14 protein-coding genes are annotated in these 15,905 nt (G+C 44.1%); 4 read left to right on the forward strand and 10 right to left on the reverse strand.

What is annotated here, in order from left to right; translation table 11 throughout:
- Positions 1 to 13: 13 nt before the first annotated feature.
- Positions 14 to 1,309, forward strand: coding sequence for a GGDEF domain-containing protein (locus tag MSG38_RS04400; RefSeq protein ID WP_248401126.1), 1,296 nt, complete (start codon positions 14 to 16; stop codon positions 1,307 to 1,309).
- Between the two features lie 124 nt (positions 1,310 to 1,433).
- On the forward strand, positions 1,434 to 1,784 hold the full coding sequence (locus tag MSG38_RS04405; protein WP_048607138.1) for a GlpM family protein: 351 nt from the start codon (positions 1,434 to 1,436) through the stop codon (positions 1,782 to 1,784).
- Between the two features lie 227 nt (positions 1,785 to 2,011).
- On the opposite strand, the gene MSG38_RS04410 is transcribed toward MSG38_RS04405, so the two are convergent.
- From MSG38_RS04410 to MSG38_RS04420, 3 genes are all read right to left on the reverse strand, one after another.
- Positions 2,012 to 3,382 (reverse strand): DASS family sodium-coupled anion symporter, encoded by a 1,371-nt coding sequence (locus tag MSG38_RS04410; protein WP_048607137.1) that lies wholly within the window; start codon positions 3,380 to 3,382, stop codon positions 2,012 to 2,014.
- A gap of 197 nt (positions 3,383 to 3,579) precedes the next feature.
- Positions 3,580 to 4,380 (reverse strand): ElyC/SanA/YdcF family protein, encoded by an 801-nt coding sequence (locus MSG38_RS04415; protein WP_248401128.1) that lies wholly within the window; start codon positions 4,378 to 4,380, stop codon positions 3,580 to 3,582.
- Positions 4,381 to 4,541: 161 nt separating this feature from the next.
- Entirely contained in the window at positions 4,542 to 6,230 is a 1,689-nt protein-coding gene (locus MSG38_RS04420) for an NAD-dependent malic enzyme (RefSeq protein ID WP_019821850.1), read from the reverse strand.
- A 184-nt stretch (positions 6,231 to 6,414) separates the two neighbouring features.
- On the opposite strand from MSG38_RS04420, the gene MSG38_RS04425 reads away from it, so the two are divergent.
- Together MSG38_RS04425 and MSG38_RS04430 are read left to right on the forward strand one after the other, a co-directional pair.
- The gene (locus MSG38_RS04425; protein ID WP_248401130.1) at positions 6,415 to 8,793 is read left to right on the forward strand and encodes a helicase-related protein; all 2,379 of its coding nucleotides are present in this window, start codon (positions 6,415 to 6,417) and stop codon (positions 8,791 to 8,793) included.
- Positions 8,794 to 8,996: 203 nt separating this feature from the next.
- Complete coding sequence (locus tag MSG38_RS04430) at positions 8,997 to 9,374, forward strand: hypothetical protein (protein WP_019821854.1); 378 nt, start codon at positions 8,997 to 8,999, stop codon at positions 9,372 to 9,374.
- Positions 9,375 to 9,548: 174 nt separating this feature from the next.
- Here the strand turns inward: MSG38_RS04430 and MSG38_RS04435 are convergent, their stop codons facing one another.
- The 7 genes from MSG38_RS04435 to MSG38_RS04465 all read right to left on the reverse strand — a co-directional run bounded on the left by MSG38_RS04435 (position 9,549) and on the right by MSG38_RS04465 (position 15,712).
- A complete protein-coding gene (locus MSG38_RS04435; RefSeq protein ID WP_248401132.1) occupies positions 9,549 to 10,652 on the reverse strand; it encodes a phosphoribosylaminoimidazolesuccinocarboxamide synthase in 1,104 nt (367 codons plus the stop codon).
- A gap of 322 nt (positions 10,653 to 10,974) precedes the next feature.
- Entirely contained in the window at positions 10,975 to 11,382 is a 408-nt protein-coding gene (locus MSG38_RS04440) for a SulA-like leucine-rich domain-containing protein (protein ID WP_017055178.1), read from the reverse strand.
- A 371-nt stretch (positions 11,383 to 11,753) separates the two neighbouring features.
- Positions 11,754 to 11,942, reverse strand: coding sequence for a hypothetical protein (locus MSG38_RS04445; RefSeq protein WP_004733419.1), 189 nt, complete (start codon positions 11,940 to 11,942; stop codon positions 11,754 to 11,756).
- A gap of 165 nt (positions 11,943 to 12,107) precedes the next feature.
- Positions 12,108 to 13,193: a tetratricopeptide repeat protein gene (locus MSG38_RS04450; protein WP_248401134.1), complete on the reverse strand. Its 1,086-nt coding sequence runs from the start codon at positions 13,191 to 13,193 to the stop codon at positions 12,108 to 12,110.
- Between the two features lie 157 nt (positions 13,194 to 13,350).
- A complete protein-coding gene (locus tag MSG38_RS04455; protein ID WP_048607125.1) occupies positions 13,351 to 14,016 on the reverse strand; it encodes an OmpA family protein in 666 nt (221 codons plus the stop codon).
- Positions 14,017 to 14,129: 113 nt separating this feature from the next.
- Positions 14,130 to 14,819, reverse strand: coding sequence for a DUF2786 domain-containing protein (locus MSG38_RS04460; protein WP_017059769.1), 690 nt, complete (start codon positions 14,817 to 14,819; stop codon positions 14,130 to 14,132).
- 209 nt (positions 14,820 to 15,028) lie between these two features.
- Complete coding sequence (locus MSG38_RS04465; protein WP_248401136.1) at positions 15,029 to 15,712, reverse strand: DUF3334 family protein; 684 nt, start codon at positions 15,710 to 15,712, stop codon at positions 15,029 to 15,031.
- Between the last annotated feature and the right edge of the window lie 193 nt (positions 15,713 to 15,905).

The raw sequence follows: 15,905 nt of genomic DNA on the forward strand, positions 1-15,905 counted from the left end.
CGGAAGCTTAGACGTGAAGTGGATCCATAAGATTGTTATCTTTCTAGTTATCGCAACACTTGCCATTGTGCAGTATTACCGTGTGAGCGGAAATCGTGTGATAACGGCAATTACGCCAGATAAATATGAGTTTATCGCGACCAGCGATCAAGTTGACAGGGGTGTCAGTACCTCTCAATTATCCTATGAAAATGGCCAATATGTTCTTAACTGTGAGCTAAAGGAATCAGAGTATCCTTGGCCTTACTGCGGCTTATCGATTCGTATCGATCCAGATATAACCACAGGTCTTGACCTTTCCCAGTATCACACTTTTAGAGTGAACATCGATTACCATGCTGAGGCTGACTCAAGCGGCCGTTTGAGAACCTACCTACGTAACTATAACCCTGCTTATTCAGTTCCGGATAACGAGTACACACATAAGTACAACGGGATGGAGTTTTCTCCGGGCGTTGATGGTGGTGTGATTGAGATTCCGATCAAAAACCTGCAAGTAATGACATGGTGGTTAGCTGATAACGACATTGCGCTAGAGCACTCAGCACCCGAGTATTCGAATGTGAATATGGTTGAGTTTGCTACCGCATCTGGTGCGAAGCTTGGCCATCATAGAATCGTTATCCGTAGCATCGAGTTTGAAGGCTCTTACATCACAGGCGAGAGCTTGTTCCTTATTTTACTGTTTGTTTGGGTGGGGACGGGCACCGTGTTCTTGATTTCAGAATTGCACCGTTCTAGGAAACGCATGGTGATTGTTGAAAAGAGACACAACCATCTAAAGAACGTCAACCGAGCATTGAGAGAACAAAATTTTGAGTTCTCTGAAAAGGCCCATCGCGATGAATTAACCGGAATACTAAACCGCCACGCGATTCGTGATTGGTTGAAAATGCAGTCACAACATGTGAAGCAAGGGCATGGCAAGCTGAGCATGTTGTATCTCGATATCGACTACTTCAAGAGCGTAAATGACAAGTACGGACACCAAATGGGTGACCATATTCTACGTGAGTTCAGCATGGTGGTGGGCAGTTCGATCAGCGCTACTGACAAGTTGGTGAGGTGGGGTGGTGAAGAGTTCATTGTTTTTTGCCCTGAGACTGATCTTGGCGAAGCACAAAGAAAGGCCGAGAAAATCCGACTTTTAGTCAGCCAACACCTCTGGGTTCATGGCGATCCACTGACATGCAGTATTGGTGTTGCCGAGATGAAGCAAGAGCGAGTGACAGAGACCATTGCTCGCGCTGATGAAGCTTTATATCAAGCAAAGCATTCAGGTCGAAATCAGGTGATCTTGAGTCACTAATCTGAAAATTGTTTTGATGAGTTTATAAGCCACACGTGCATATGTGACGTGTGGCGTTTTTATGGCTGCTCGATGAGTTTACCCTTTAGAGCCTTTGTTGGTTTGCTTGGATAACGTATAAAAAATGATCTCACTGTTCTTTAAATGTCTGCTGGGTGCCGCGGCGGTTTTGTTGATTGCACTATTGTCGAAGAGTAAGAGTTTTTACATCTCTGGTTTAGTGCCGCTGTTTCCGACCTTTGCTCTGATTGCTCACTACATTGTTGGCACGGAACAAACCATGGTGGAGTTGCGCACCACAGCGCTGTTTGGTCTGTTTTCGCTTGTGCCATACGCCGCTTATCTTGGTGCAGTGTACGTGTTCAGTTATCGCTATAACTTGGTATCGACGCTCTCGTTAGCGACTTTAGTGTGGGTATTGTGTGCTTCTATGTTGTTGCTAGGTTGGACGCGTTTGGTGCCAAGCGCAATTTAACGCTGTTGTTCTGAGGAGCGATGAGTTGTTTGCTTTAGCGAATAGCCAAAAACAAAAAAGGTGGCGCGGGGCCACCAAAAGGGAAAAGCGTTTCTTGTTTTTATGTGCCCGTTCAGTTGACTGATAGATTCAAACTGATCGGGCATTTTTGTACTGGTTGAACCGGGGGAAGTTCAACCAGTTTAGGGGAGCATTCCTGTAAGCATGCGCTTATAGAACGTTAGTGTTTACCAGAAGATCCAAGCGAACAGAGTCAGAACTAGGATACAAACTAGGTTCAACACCATACCGATTCGCATCATCTCTTTCTGCTTGATGTGACCCGAGCCAAACACAATTGCGTTAGGTGGTGTCGCTACCGGTAGCATGAAGGCACAAGATGCAGCAACCGCAATCAGTGCAGACAAGATAACCGGAGACATACCCAGCGCTTCAGCAATGGTCGCAAATACAGGGACAAGCAATGCCGCACTCGCTGTGTTACTCGCAAATTCCGTTAGGAATACCACAAACGCTACCACGGCTAGAATCGTAAGCAGTACGCCAGCTGTTTCTAAAAATCCGCTTAGAGAGTGTGCTAGGAATACGCTGGTTCCTGTCGCTTTCAGAATGTTACTTAAACAGATACCGCCGCCGAACAGGATAAGTACACCCCAGTCCGTTGTCTTCTCAACATCTTTCCATTCTACCGCTCTAGAAGCGCCAAGCAGTACAATTGCGCCAATCGCGACCAAGCTATCAAATTTAGAGAATCCGCCAATCATTGCGTTGATTGGTTTACCGAATATCCAAAGCGTTACTGTTAAAAGGAAGATAGACAGTGTGATTTTCTTGCTGTTTGTCCACTCAACGGGAGCGTGGTCTAGCTCGAATTTGTGGTCAAGTTTTGGCTTAGTCATCACGTAAAGAATAATCATCGCGATTGGCAGTAAGATCATTGAGATAGGTAGGCCAAGTGCCATCCACTCTGTGAAGCTCAAGCCAACTTCTGCCGCCGCAATTGCGTTTGGAGGGCTACCAACCAAGGTTGCGATACCACCGATTGAAGCACAGTAAGCGATACCCAACAGTACGAAAACGTAGGTGTTGCGGTCTTCACTTTGGTCAACTTTGTTCATGATGCCAAGAACAAGAGGAAGCATCATTGCTGTGGTGGCTGTGTTTGAGATCCACATGGATAGACCCGCACTCACACCGAACAACATGAACACAGCGACCGACATTCTGCCTTTTGCTATCAGTAGTACCTTGTCAGCTATCGCTTTATCTAGCTCTTGCTTGTTCAGTGCGGCTGCCAACGCAAAGCCACCCATGAATAAGAAGATGATTGGGTTCGAAAAGTTAGCCAGCGCTGCGGGCGTGTTGAATACACCAAACAAGACAGCCAATAGGGGAACGAGCAAAGCGGTGATGCTGACGTGGATAGCTTCTGTTAACCATAGAATGGCAACGAACACGAGAATACTTAAACCTGTATTCACTTGCGCTTCGAATGGCAGGGTATTGAGCAAAACTGCAAATAGCGTGAAATTACCAATTAATATCATGCTGTTGCGGGTAAACAACCAGTGTTTCAGTGTAGTAACAAGTGCCGTCATAAGACGCTCCTTTTGTTTATCCTCGTTGTATTGGTGCACGACTTCATTGAGTTGTGCTTATTATTTTCGAGGTATATAGCTTGATGTAGGGTCAGACTTTGTTGGAAGAATGTTACTCAAGTTAATAAAGGAGTGTTGGTGTGTTTTTGCTTAACAATGGGGAAGTGTGAGGCAACAAATTCAAAATGTGTAGTTTTCTACACATCGGTCTCTGCTGGGTCTGCAATCGGGCTTGTTGCAGGGTCTACAACAGGATTTACAGTGGGGTCAGTGATAGGGTTTGGGATCGGAAATGATTCCGGTTTTGGACTCGGTTGAATGGGCTCTTTAGGTCCAAGGAACTTTGGCGTTGTCCCCATAATATACAGATCAAGGAATGCTTTGGTACGTGCAAACACTTCACGTAAACGTATTGAGCTTCCCGAGTGATGAGTTGGTCCTGAAACGGCCAAACACTGCGCGTGAATATCGTAAGAATTGGCGATGAAGAGCGCTCTTTCACAGTGGAATTTCTGAGTGATGATCAGAAAATTATCAGTATCGAATATCTTTTTAGCGCGAACAATCGAGTCCAAGGTTCTAAAACCTGCGTAATCTAGATTGATGCGTTCATCGGGGACACCCGCTTTCAACAAGTCGCGTTTCATTGTCCACGGTTCATTGTAAGAGCGATGAGCGTTATCGCCACTCAGTAGAAATTGATCCACTTTTTCACGATCGAACAGCTCAATCGCGGCTTCGATTCGATGCTTATAATAGTCGTTGAGTGTTCTACCCAAATATTTGCTCGTGCCAAGCACAACTGCGACCTCAAGCTCGGGCACGTCATCAATATCGTAGATGATGCGATCTTCCGCTTGCCATGAAACCCAATAATCGATCGCAATAACCGCAGCGCTGCCAACTAAGAACACGAGGAAAGCGCCAAACAGAAAACCTTGCAGTTTTTTGTAAGCTTTTTTTATGTAGCTACGGATAATGTGAGAATCAAATTTCACTCTCGGTATGGTCCTTTGACTGAGCATTAATTTTTGAGTGCTCGATAATACCAAATAAAAATGAGAAAAATCAGTTAAAAAGACAAGACAGTGTAAAGAAAAAAGCCCCTGCGATTGCAGAGGCTCTTGTAAGAGTAGTATTTGAGAACAAGTACGCTCTATTAGAATGCAGTACGCTTGTAGCGACGGTAAACTGGCTGCCAGAAGTGCTGGTCAATTGCTTGTTGAAGTGCTTCTTCAGTGATCTCTAGAGCAACGCCCTGTTCAATCGCCTTCTTACCTACAGCAAGAGCAATCTTCTTAGATACCGTGTGGATCTCTTCCAATGGTGGAAGTAGAGCGCCTGTGCCATTGATTGCTAGTGGAGAACACGTTGCAAGTGCACGGCTTGATTCCATTAGCATTTCGTCAGTGATGCGTGAAGCATTTACAGCCAACACACCAAGGCCAATACCTGGGAAGATGTAGCTGTTGTTACACTGAGCAATTGGGTAAGTTGTGCCGTTGTGAACGACTGGCTCAAATGGGCTACCTGTTGCAACAAGTGCTTGGCCATCAGTCCAGCGAATGATGTCGTTTGGTGTTGCTTCAACACGGCTTGTTGGGTTTGACAGTGGGAACACGATAGGGCGTTCACAGTGTAGGTTCATCTCTTTGATGACTTCTTTACTGAATAGACCTGGAGCACCAGATACACCAACCAATACGGTTGGTTTCGCGTGGCGAACAACGTCTAGTAGAGAGAAACCAGTGCCGTCGCTTTCCCAGTCTTTGGTGTTTTCGTTGGTTTGAACCAGACGCTGTTGGAAATCAAGCAAGTTTTGCATGCCTTCTTGTAGCAGACCCCAACGGTCAACCATGTAAACTTGAGAGCGAGCTTGTGCATCGCTGATACCTTCAGACACCATTTGAGCAATGATAGCTTCAGCAATACCACAACCTGCAGAACCCGCACCTAAGAAGGTAATACGCTGATCTGACAGTTTGCTGTTTGCTGCTTTACATGCTGCAAGTAGAGAACCAACCGTTACGGCAGCTGTACCTTGGATGTCATCGTTGAAACAACAGATGCGATCTTTGTAGCGCTCAAGCAGTGGCATTGCGTTCTTTTGTGCGAAATCTTCGAACTGAACTAATGCATCAGGCCAACGGCGTTGAACCGCTTGGATGAACTCTTCAACGAATGCATCGTAGTCAGCACCCGTAATACGAGGATGACGCCAGCCCATGTACATTGGGTCAGCAAGACGTTGAGGGTTGTTAGTACCCACATCGAGCACGATTGGTAGCATGTAAGCTGGGCTAATACCGCCACACGCTGTGTAAAGTGCTAGCTTACCAATTGGAATACCCATACCACCGATGCCTTGGTCTCCCAAACCAAGAATACGCTCACCATCCGTAACCACGATAACTTTAACGTTGTGGTTTGTCGCATTATTCAGTAGGTCATCGATACGATCGCGGTTCGGGTATGAGATAAACAGACCACGGCCACGACGGTAAATATTTGAGAAGTTCTCACATGCTGCGCCAACCGTTGGCGTGTAAATGATAGGCATCATTTCAGAGATGTGGTTTTGAACTAAACGATAAAAAAGCGTTTCATTAGTGTCTTGGATGTTACGAAGGTAGATATGCTTATCCATATCACTTTCGAAGTTACAATATTGTTTGTATGCACGTCCTACTTGCTCTTGGATTGTTTCGGTTGTTTCCGGTAACAAACCTTCAAGGTTGAAAGAACTGCGCTCTTCAGCAGAGAATGCGCTGCCTTTGTTTAGAAGAGGTGTACTTAGTAGAGCAGGACCAGCATAAGGGATATATAGAGGGCGTTTATCGTTGTTCATTGGATGCCTAATATGGGAGAAAGGGTAACTGAAAAATGATAACGGTTTAGTTATTCAATTGTAAATAGTTTCTCCGCGATCTGAGCAAACAAAATGATATTCTTACCTCTGTCCCACACTTATCGAATTTCAACACGATAATTCGTTATACTTTGCTCACACTTTTTCGCGACGCTCCCTTTTTATGTCATTACTTCCCATCGATGCTTATCAAAATGTATTCCACGAACAAATCGCTAATTCTCACCTTGTCGTAGAGGCGGAAACTGGATCGGGTAAGTCAACGCGCCTGCCACTTTGGGCCTCTCAACATGGGCGAGTGTTAGTGGTGGAGCCAAGACGCATCGCGTGTACATCATTGTCTAAATATCTCGCACAGCAATCCGGCGAGAAGCTTGGGAACAAAGTGGGCTACGCGATTAAGCTTGAATCGGAGTACAACGAGCAAACTAGCGTCGTTTTTGTGACACCCGGTATCGCGCTGCGTTGGTTATCAGAAGATGGATTAGCTAACTTTGATGTGATCGTGGTGGATGAGTTTCATGAGAGGCGCTGGGACATTGATCTGCTGGTGGCGATTCTGAAGCAAAAAGCGAGTCATCGTTTGGTGATTACATCAGCAACCATTGAGGGTGAGCGCCTTGCTCAGTATTTGGATGCCAATCGAATAAGCTGTGAAGGACGAACTTATCAAGTTGAGATTGAGCACAGAGCGAACGAATCCAGAACACTGCCTGATATTCGACATCTAGAGCAACGCATTGCGGAAGAAGTGAATCATCAGTTGATCGCTTCTTCTGGCGATATGTTGGTTTTTCTGCCGGGTAAAAAAGAGATCGCGCAATGTGAACAAGCCTTAGCGAAAAATCCAGATATCCAAGTTATTAAATTGCATGCGTCGGTCAGTGATAAAGAGCGAGATTCAGCGTTATCGGGTCGGAATATCAATACTGAAGGTAATGATTTGAGAAAGGTCATCCTTGCGACCAACGTTGCCGAAACCTCATTAACCATTCCTGACATTGGCGTGGTGATAGATTCAGGATTAGAGAGACGCACCGTTCAACGTAATGGCAGAACCACACTGATGCTTAAATCTATATCACGAGCGAGTGCCAAACAGCGAGCTGGCCGCGCGGGTAGGGTAATGGACGGCGTTTGCGTTCGCCTATATGGTGAGCACGCGGCGTTAGAGTTAGTCACACCGCCTGAATTACAGCGTGAAGAGCTGACCGAGCCTATGTTGGCCGCGGCATGTTGTGGTGCTCCGCTCGAGAGCTTACCCTTCCTTGATCCTATTCCTGAAAAGTCACTCAACAGTGCAACTCAAACCTTGCTGACGATGGAAGCGATTAACGCCAACCATCAAATTACCGAGCATGGCAAAAAGCTTTACCCGCTGCCGATTGATGCTTTGTATGCCGATATCGTTACTCGAATCAAAACCAAAGCATTAAAAGAGGCGATGGTCGATCTCACTGCGGCGTTGTCCGTTCCTGCTCGCTTGTATCAGTTACCAAACAATGCAGAACATCTAGAAGCGCTCGCGCAACAAGAGAAAGAAGGGTGTGATTTAAGCCTGTTGATTCAGATTGTGCGTGGTCGAGAATATCCGCATTTAGACATCGACCAGCAAGCACTGAATGAAGCCCAAGGTTTGGCTAAGCAAATGCGTGAGGTGTTTGAACTTCCTCAGCTAGAAGTCGCGTCACGTTTCCAACGCATTGAACTGCTCAAGACCATTGTGAATCTGCATCCTGAACTGGTGTTTGTGCGCAGGCTGAAGAGGAAAGAAGCGTTTGCTAATGGAGCGTTAGAAGTGGTACTCGGTCGTCAGAACCGTTTCCCGGACAATGCACAAGCGATGTTGGTGTTGGATACTCACAGCTTGCCGGGAAGAGGCGTTAAGCAGACACTAACCTTAGCGACGGTCACGGCACCCATTCCTCTTGAGCTTCTCATTGATGCTGAACTAGGAGAGTGGGTGCAAGGCGAAACAGTAGTAAATGACGGTGGCGTTTTTACCGAGATGGCGTTGGTGTACGCAAGTCGAACGATTACAACCAAGCTCGTCGCGGCTGAAGGGCAATTATCGTTAAAACCTATCGTCGACCTTGTGTTAAATGGAGACCAGCTTCCGGGTTTTGCAAAGGCTCGCACTCAAGAAATCAAACACTGGCAGCTGTATGTGAAACTTGGTCTCGATGAACAAACACAATACACCCCAGAAATTGAGAGTATTAACTTTGAGCTATGGTTTATAGAGCAGCTTGAAGTTTTGGGTGTTACTGATGTCAGCGAATTGGAAATGTTCGAGCATGCAGACATACCGTTTGATGGCATTCCAACTTGGCTCTATTCAGAGTTTTCGGAAAAATACCCGTTTGCATTGAGCCTTGCTGACTTGCAACTCGACGTAGAATATATGCCCTCAAGAAAGCTGATTTACGTCCACTATCAATCGGGTAGTCGAAAGTTATCGCCAAAACGTTGGGAGCTACCGACATGGTCTGGCTGGCGTATTCAGTACAAAAAAGCGAGCCGAATAATTGATATCAAATAGATGGATAAGTTTTATCTCTAAAATATTAATCAAATAGGTGCATATATGATTTTTCAGTGCTTATTTTGTTACAAGTTTGATTTTTATATGCCTTTTTAACCAATCAAAAGGTCATAAAAGACTATTCTTCTATATCCTATTGCTATAAAGAAAGAGTTGATAGATATTGAGTATATTGTGTTGCCAAAGTGTCGGGGGACATCATGGATAAACAGGAAGAGACGCGTGTAGAGTTCGATTACACAACATTTCTTGGCGCCTCATGCAGTAAAAAATGGACTTTTCTGGAAGCACTTACCACAATTGCGCCAGTGTTCAGTACCGTCTGGCGAGATAGCATTAAAGAGCTAGCAAGCCCTGAAGATCGTTTATGGCAGATGGCGTTGAAATCAATGTCGACGCGTAAAAGTGATGAGTCGAACATTGTTACCTTACTCAAGCTCGCTAAGCTGGAAGGGATCAATGAGCTCAAAGTAGTGATGCCATATTCGCTTGAAGAAGAGCAGATCGAGTATATTGAATCGCGCAGTCATTTAGTGATTGCGGGTAATTCTGGAGAAGAGTTCACGATTAGGCTGTAACTTCAGTTCGCCGATAACCTCTCTCAAAGAATAGTAAAACGTACACGTAAAAAGGGCCTCAAATATTGAGGCCCTTTTAGTATCTAAAATCTGTGTTTACGAGCTTATTAGCTTTCTAGCTTTTTATTTTGATATTAAGCAATTAAGCAATTAAGCAATTAAGCAATTAAGCGACTAGTCGATTAGACCATAGTCAGCGCGTAGTACGTCGATGATCTCTTGCTTAGGATTTTCGCTCAGTACGATCTCCGCACCTGTGATTTTCGCTGCGATATCAAGGTAAGTGCGAGACAAAGACATTAGTGAATCAAGTGGAAGTTCATTGTCACGAGCTAGTGCTTCACGCTCTGGCATACGTTCTTTGTTCAAAAGAATGTCGGCATCAGGGAAATAGTTAAGCAAGAACTGACGGAAGCCTTCTTTTGAATTCTCAACGATGTTGCCGTTGTTGTATTCCTGAGTATCCCAAATGCGAGATGAATCTGGAGTACCGACTTCGTCCATGTAGATAAGTTTTTCTTTGCCTTGAACATCGTTGACGTAGCCAAACTCAAATTTGGTATCAACAAAGGTTTGGTCTACTTTTGCTAGCGCTTGGCTGATTACGTTGAAGCCTTCTTTAAGAAGTTTTTCGTAATGCGCGATGTCGCTTGCTTGAGTAAAGTTGAATGCTGCGAAGTTATCTTCGATGTTGTTACGTGTGATGTTCACATCGTCAGCTTCTGGAACACCAGGAATACCTTTCAGAATCCCTTTTGTTGAAGGCGTGATCAGTAGCTCAGGCAACTTCTTGTCTTTCTCAAGGCCTTCAGGCATCTCGATACCACAGAATTCACGTTCGCCGTTTGCGTATGCGCGCCACATTGAACCTGTGATGTATTGACGACAAATCGCCTCGATCATGACTGGGCGAGCTTTTTGTACAATCCATACGAACGGGTGAGGGATATCAAGAATATGACTGTCAGCAAGTCCGTTGTCTTTAAACAATTTGAACCAGTGGTTAGAGATAGCATTCAGAGCCGCTCCCTTACCTGGAACACCTTTAAGATTCCCTTCACCACGCCAGATACAATCAAATGCAGAGATACGGTCACTGATCACCATGATTGCTAAAGGCGCATCTGGTGCTACATCGTAGCCTTTCTCTTTAATTAGTCGTTGGCTATCTTCTTCAGTTAACCAGTAGACCGAACGAACCTTGCCACTGTGGACAGGTTTATCAGTACGGATTGGTAGGTCATCATTTACGGCAAGAACTTGATCAGCAAGGCTCATTTAGACATTCCTATCTTTTATCAAACGTCATACAGAGAAGTGCGGTGTGCACATGATTAGACGGGCATTATACCCAATCTACTATTTGCTTCCAGAGAAAAAGCAAACGATTGCTAAATCTATTGTTTAAATAAAAACCCCCGCCTAACAATCCGCTAAAAAATTGGCGAATTGTAGGGCAGGGGAAGGCAGTATGTTTGGACTGTGTTTTGGCGAATTGTTTGTTAACTTAAGTTTGTTAGCTAAAAGATTAAGCTATGTTTGTGGATCATGTTTTTGAGCCAAAATGTTATTAAGCCAACATGTTACTAAGCAAGGTGGCCTAGTGAATACGCTCTGAATTTGCATCCATAAAGAAGACTTCACATTGAAAGCGTAACCCTAATGTTCTTAGGTACTGTTGACTAAACTGATCAATCGATGCACTTGCTACAATCGCACTCGCATTCTTAGAGCGGATTGCTTTCTCGACAGTCTCTACCTCAGTCATTTGATGAGAGGCTTTCATATGAATAACGCGGTCGCAGCAAACATTATGTTGCTTAAGCTGCTTAGCTGATGGTCTTGGTGTTTGAGCCGTAAACAGTAACCACTGATGTTGATTGGACAGCAACGCCATTCTTGCAAACAACGCTTCCTCGTTTGAATTTTTGCTTTTACGAGAAACTGATGTAAATGCGCAGTGAACTAGCGGGCTAGAGTGTTGTGCTTTAACGTGTGCTTGAATCATTTTGCTGTCCTTATATACATGCTGTATGTGTATACAGTAGTTTTAGTTGCTTATAAGATCAAGCGTTTTTTGGGGGATTATTGGACGATTTCGTTTGTAATTATGGATGGAAAACAATTAAATCATTGAAATTATTAGATAAATTAAATTTGAATGAATTTGCTGTTTTGTCTCATAAGTTGAAAAAATGTGAGCTTTATACAGGTGTATACAGTGGTTTTGACAGAAAAGTACTGTATACACCTGTATAGAAGAGAGAAGAGAGAAGAGAGAAGAGAGAAGAGAGAAGAGAGAAGAGAGAAGAGAGAAGATCTAAAACCGCAGGCACAAAAAAAGCGCCTTAGGCGCTTTCTTATATTTCACGGTGTTGCTTATCTCAATGTCGCTTGGGAGAGTTTTGCTCTCATTTCCATTTCACCAATATTGAACTGGCGAACATCAATGGTTGCAATATCATTGCACTCTTTACATGCATGATGACACTTACCATCTAGGTAGTCGTGCTTTTTAACTAGGCTTGGCTTTTTGCACCAATCACAAACGCCTTCTATTGTGAACATATTCTCTCCTCACCTGTTTAAGTCAGGTGTATTTTCGGCGCAAATTATGACACAAGTAAGACCTATTAGTTAATAGTTTGTTACCCGTTTTTGAGAGGGGGATCGATTGCAACACCAATAAAATCGATATCTTTGAGATCTTGAAAAATGAAGATGTGTGTTTGTTTACGGTTTTGTAACATTTTGTAAAATGGTTTTTAGCGCATTGTTCAAACGTTTCATTTCTTCGTCACATCCGTGACCATCTGGATGGTAGATCTTTGATAGCTGTTTGTATCGGATCTTGATGATTTTTTGGTCAGGGATTGAGCTGGGCGTGTAGCCAAATAGCGCGCAAGCCACCTGAAGATGACTTAGACCTTTGCTGCTTTTCTGCTTCTTCAATTCGTGGAACATAGTGTGCAACTGACGTTTTTGCTGCTTAATCGTCAGGTCCTTCGAGCTAAGCTGCGCTTCAAGTGATTGTTGTTGCTGTCGCGAATCACCCGACTCCAGAGCTTGTCTTCTTCTTGAGATAACGAGCGTCGCAATAATGATGACCATTGAAATCAACACGGCCAACGCAGCACCAATCATATAGTCAGAGCTAGTTAGGTTAGAACTGGAGAGGTTAGAGCGTGATGCTTGGTTAGATTGAACGTGCTGAGATAACCCCTGACTGGTGTCTATTTCAGAGTCGATGCTGTCATCGAGCTGTTCTATTGAAGAGATCTGCTTTGCACGTTGCTGGTTGAATTGCGCTTCCAAAATGCGGTTGTAGCCATCTTCTGCATTCGGGTTGTTTTTTAAGGCTGCTTCATACCATAGCTGCGCTTTATCTAACGGTTGAAGGAGGTCTTGTTCTAGCGAGGATTCGTAGAGTTTTGCGACCTCAATAGGCGCGCGCTGATTACCTTGCAACGCTGCTTTAATAAACCACTCTAAAGCAAGCTTGTTACTTTGTTCAACACCTGTTCCTGCCAAGTACCATTCACCCAGTCTAAATTGCGCGTTTGGGTTGCCATTCTCTGCTGACTGCGTGTACCAATACAATGCATCACTGGTGCTAACAGGAACGTCGACACCCGATTCATAAGCTTGAGCTAATTGGTATTGAGAAACTGGATCTTGAGGTTGTGATTCTAGTGAAAATTCATCACTGCTTGCTGCGTGCACGAAACGTGTGGTGGACAGCTGTATCGTGGAAAAGATGAGGGCTAGAAATAGAGCTCTAAGAAGTGATGATGACAGAATGTTGGATAGGATCAGCAAAAGATAAGTCTCGTAAAAAAGCCCAGAATCGATATGTCAGTATGAATACGCTTTATGGTTGTTGGTTATTATTATCACGTTAAATGAGTAACATAACTGATAAACAACTATATAGAGGTTAATTCAAGAGATAAAGACGGACTGGGCTTTAATCGTGCTACTTAAGCGGCAAGATTTGAATTTCTACGCGACGGTTACAAGCACGACCTTGAGAGGTGTTGTTGTCACATAAAGGGTAACGCTCACCGTTACCACGAGCAATAGCACGACCTGCAGCAACGTCTTGAGAGATCAAGAATGCACGAACAGATTCAGCACGACGCTCAGAAAGGATTTGATTGGTTGATTCGCTGCCAGTGCTGTCAGTATGACCTTCAATCACTAGGCTAGTGTCTGGGTATTCAACGAGGATGCGAGCAACGCCGCGAAGGGTATTGTGAATGCTTGATTCTAAAGCGTAAGAGCCAGAATCAAAACCGATGCCGTTTTCTAGGCGAAGTAGAAGTTGGTTTTCGCCAACGCGTTCAACTTGAACGCCTGAATTCATTAGCTCTTCACGAAGGGCTGCTTCTTGTCGGTCAAAGTAGTAACCAATACCACCACCAACAGCCGCACCACCTGCTGCGCCGATAAGTGCACGTTTACCACGATCTTTAGAGTCACCAGTTGCAGCACCAGCAACGGCACCAGCGAGTGCACCAATTAGAGCGCCTTGAGTTGCAGAGTTAGTCTCAGATTCGCCAGTTGTCGCGTTTTGGCGTTGAGTTGCCTGACAACCCGTTAAAGCGATAGTAAGCGCTAGGGCTAGTGTGATTTTTTTCAACGTATTTTCTCCATCATGTACTTCTGTCAAACGAATGAATCCGAATGACAAACATAGTCCTGTAAATCTTATTGATGGTTTTTATCAATACGTCGAAGTAATGTAAAGTGGCTCTATGATTTAGTTATCTTTTTAGCTGCCTGGGTACCGCCAACTGGTCGATTAACAGACAATTTACGACCTTTCTTCAAACCAACTTCATAATCGGCGGTGAGGTTTTTCATCGCTTCTCTCAGTTGCTGCTTGAACGTTTCACGGTCGATATTTTTGAATTCTTTATCAATGTAGTTATTGATTTTGTTGTTTGATTCGTCGTCTGGGGTAATGGTTGGTAGCTTTTCAAGTGCACCTTCAACCCAGCCTGAAACAAACGAGTTCACGCGGCGTGTCACTTCTAATGACCCTGTGCCAGAACCAGCAAAGCTATTTCTGAATTGGCCGGTGTGTTCATTCAGTTCACGATAAATGATATCGAAAGCGAAGGCTGCGAAGATCGCGCGGTCGGCTTCACCAATGAACTCAACACGCTTGAGGCCTTTGTGATTCAGCAAGACTGCTTCTACGCCAAATTTGGTGTTGATACCGCGAATAACACGCAGCAGTGTAGAACTGATATTTGCAGGTAACAGGTGACTGGACTGAGTTTTCCCCATCTTGATAAATTCAATATCGTCTTTTTCGAGACCATATTTCAGCATCAAGTTATGCGCCATTTTTATCGCATTGGCCGCTTCATTGACGTTCGCAGAATTTCCAAGCTCAAGACACTTGGCAATTTTCTTTAGGGCTTTTTTCTTATCCATCGACAATTTAATCAGTACCGCAAATTTTTAAAAGTCCAACATTTTACATGTTTTCGCGGGTAACAGAAAGGCAAAACTGGTTTGATGAATATGTGAGGCGGTGAACATTGGACTGCATGAGCCCAGTTTGCGACAAAAACAAAAACGCCATCAAGCGTATTGATGGCGTTAGTGACACGATTTTCCTGATTAACTAGAGTATTAGTAATCTAGATACCCAGTTCATCGAGTAGATCTGCTGCAGAATCATTGCCTGAGCTTTGAGCTGGCTTGTGCGCTTCTTGCATTTTTTTCTGAGTCGCCTCAAGAATGCTATCTGGACATTCGTCTTCTGCGATTTCAAATTCTTCCAATTGAATGAATTCGGTCTTATCCATCGCAAGCTCAAGGTAGAAGATGTTGTTATTAGCGGTAGAGAAGGTCACACGACGAGCTTGTGGACGATCGAGATTAGTATCAACAGAAAGGTTCACTTGCTTGTTCAGAGCTAGCATTTTCGGTTGGTTTTGTGTGATGTTGGTTTGCAGCTCTTTGCGGATTTTATTGGTGAAATCGCCAACCAATTGGTTCATCAACTCACCTAATACATCGCCCACTTCGTCTGAAGTATGAAGCACAGCAAGCTCGTTTTCAGGCATGCCCATATTACGCATGTAATTGGTGTAGATCTCTAGCGCTGCTTTGGACGTAAAATTGATAACAACAAGACCAGAAAAGCCGCCGTCAAACAGAACGAAGCAACCAAAGTCTGGCTTTAGGCTTGTCTTGTTGATCTTTTGAACCATGGCTGAATAGGACACCTGAGAAGCCGTCGCTGAAGTCAGTACGCTTGAGACTGATTGGCATAGTTTAAGAAGGATATCTTCAGTTGTGACTGTTTTGTTTTTTTTCATTGTGATGTGCTCGTGGAGATGTCTTAAACAAAATGTTATTCAGTATATTGCTACTGAATTAAGACGAAAGTGACTATTTCTCCATTCTTGCACTGAGATTCTGATTTGATCACCTTTTTATATGATCTTAATAGTAGTAAAGTGACGAAATTCAAAGAAAATTATTAAAAATCTCAGATAACCCAATGCTGAT

Source organism: Vibrio sp. 1CM24A, assembly GCF_023161725.1.
GTDB classification, from domain to species: domain Bacteria; phylum Pseudomonadota; class Gammaproteobacteria; order Enterobacterales; family Vibrionaceae; genus Vibrio; species Vibrio coralliirubri.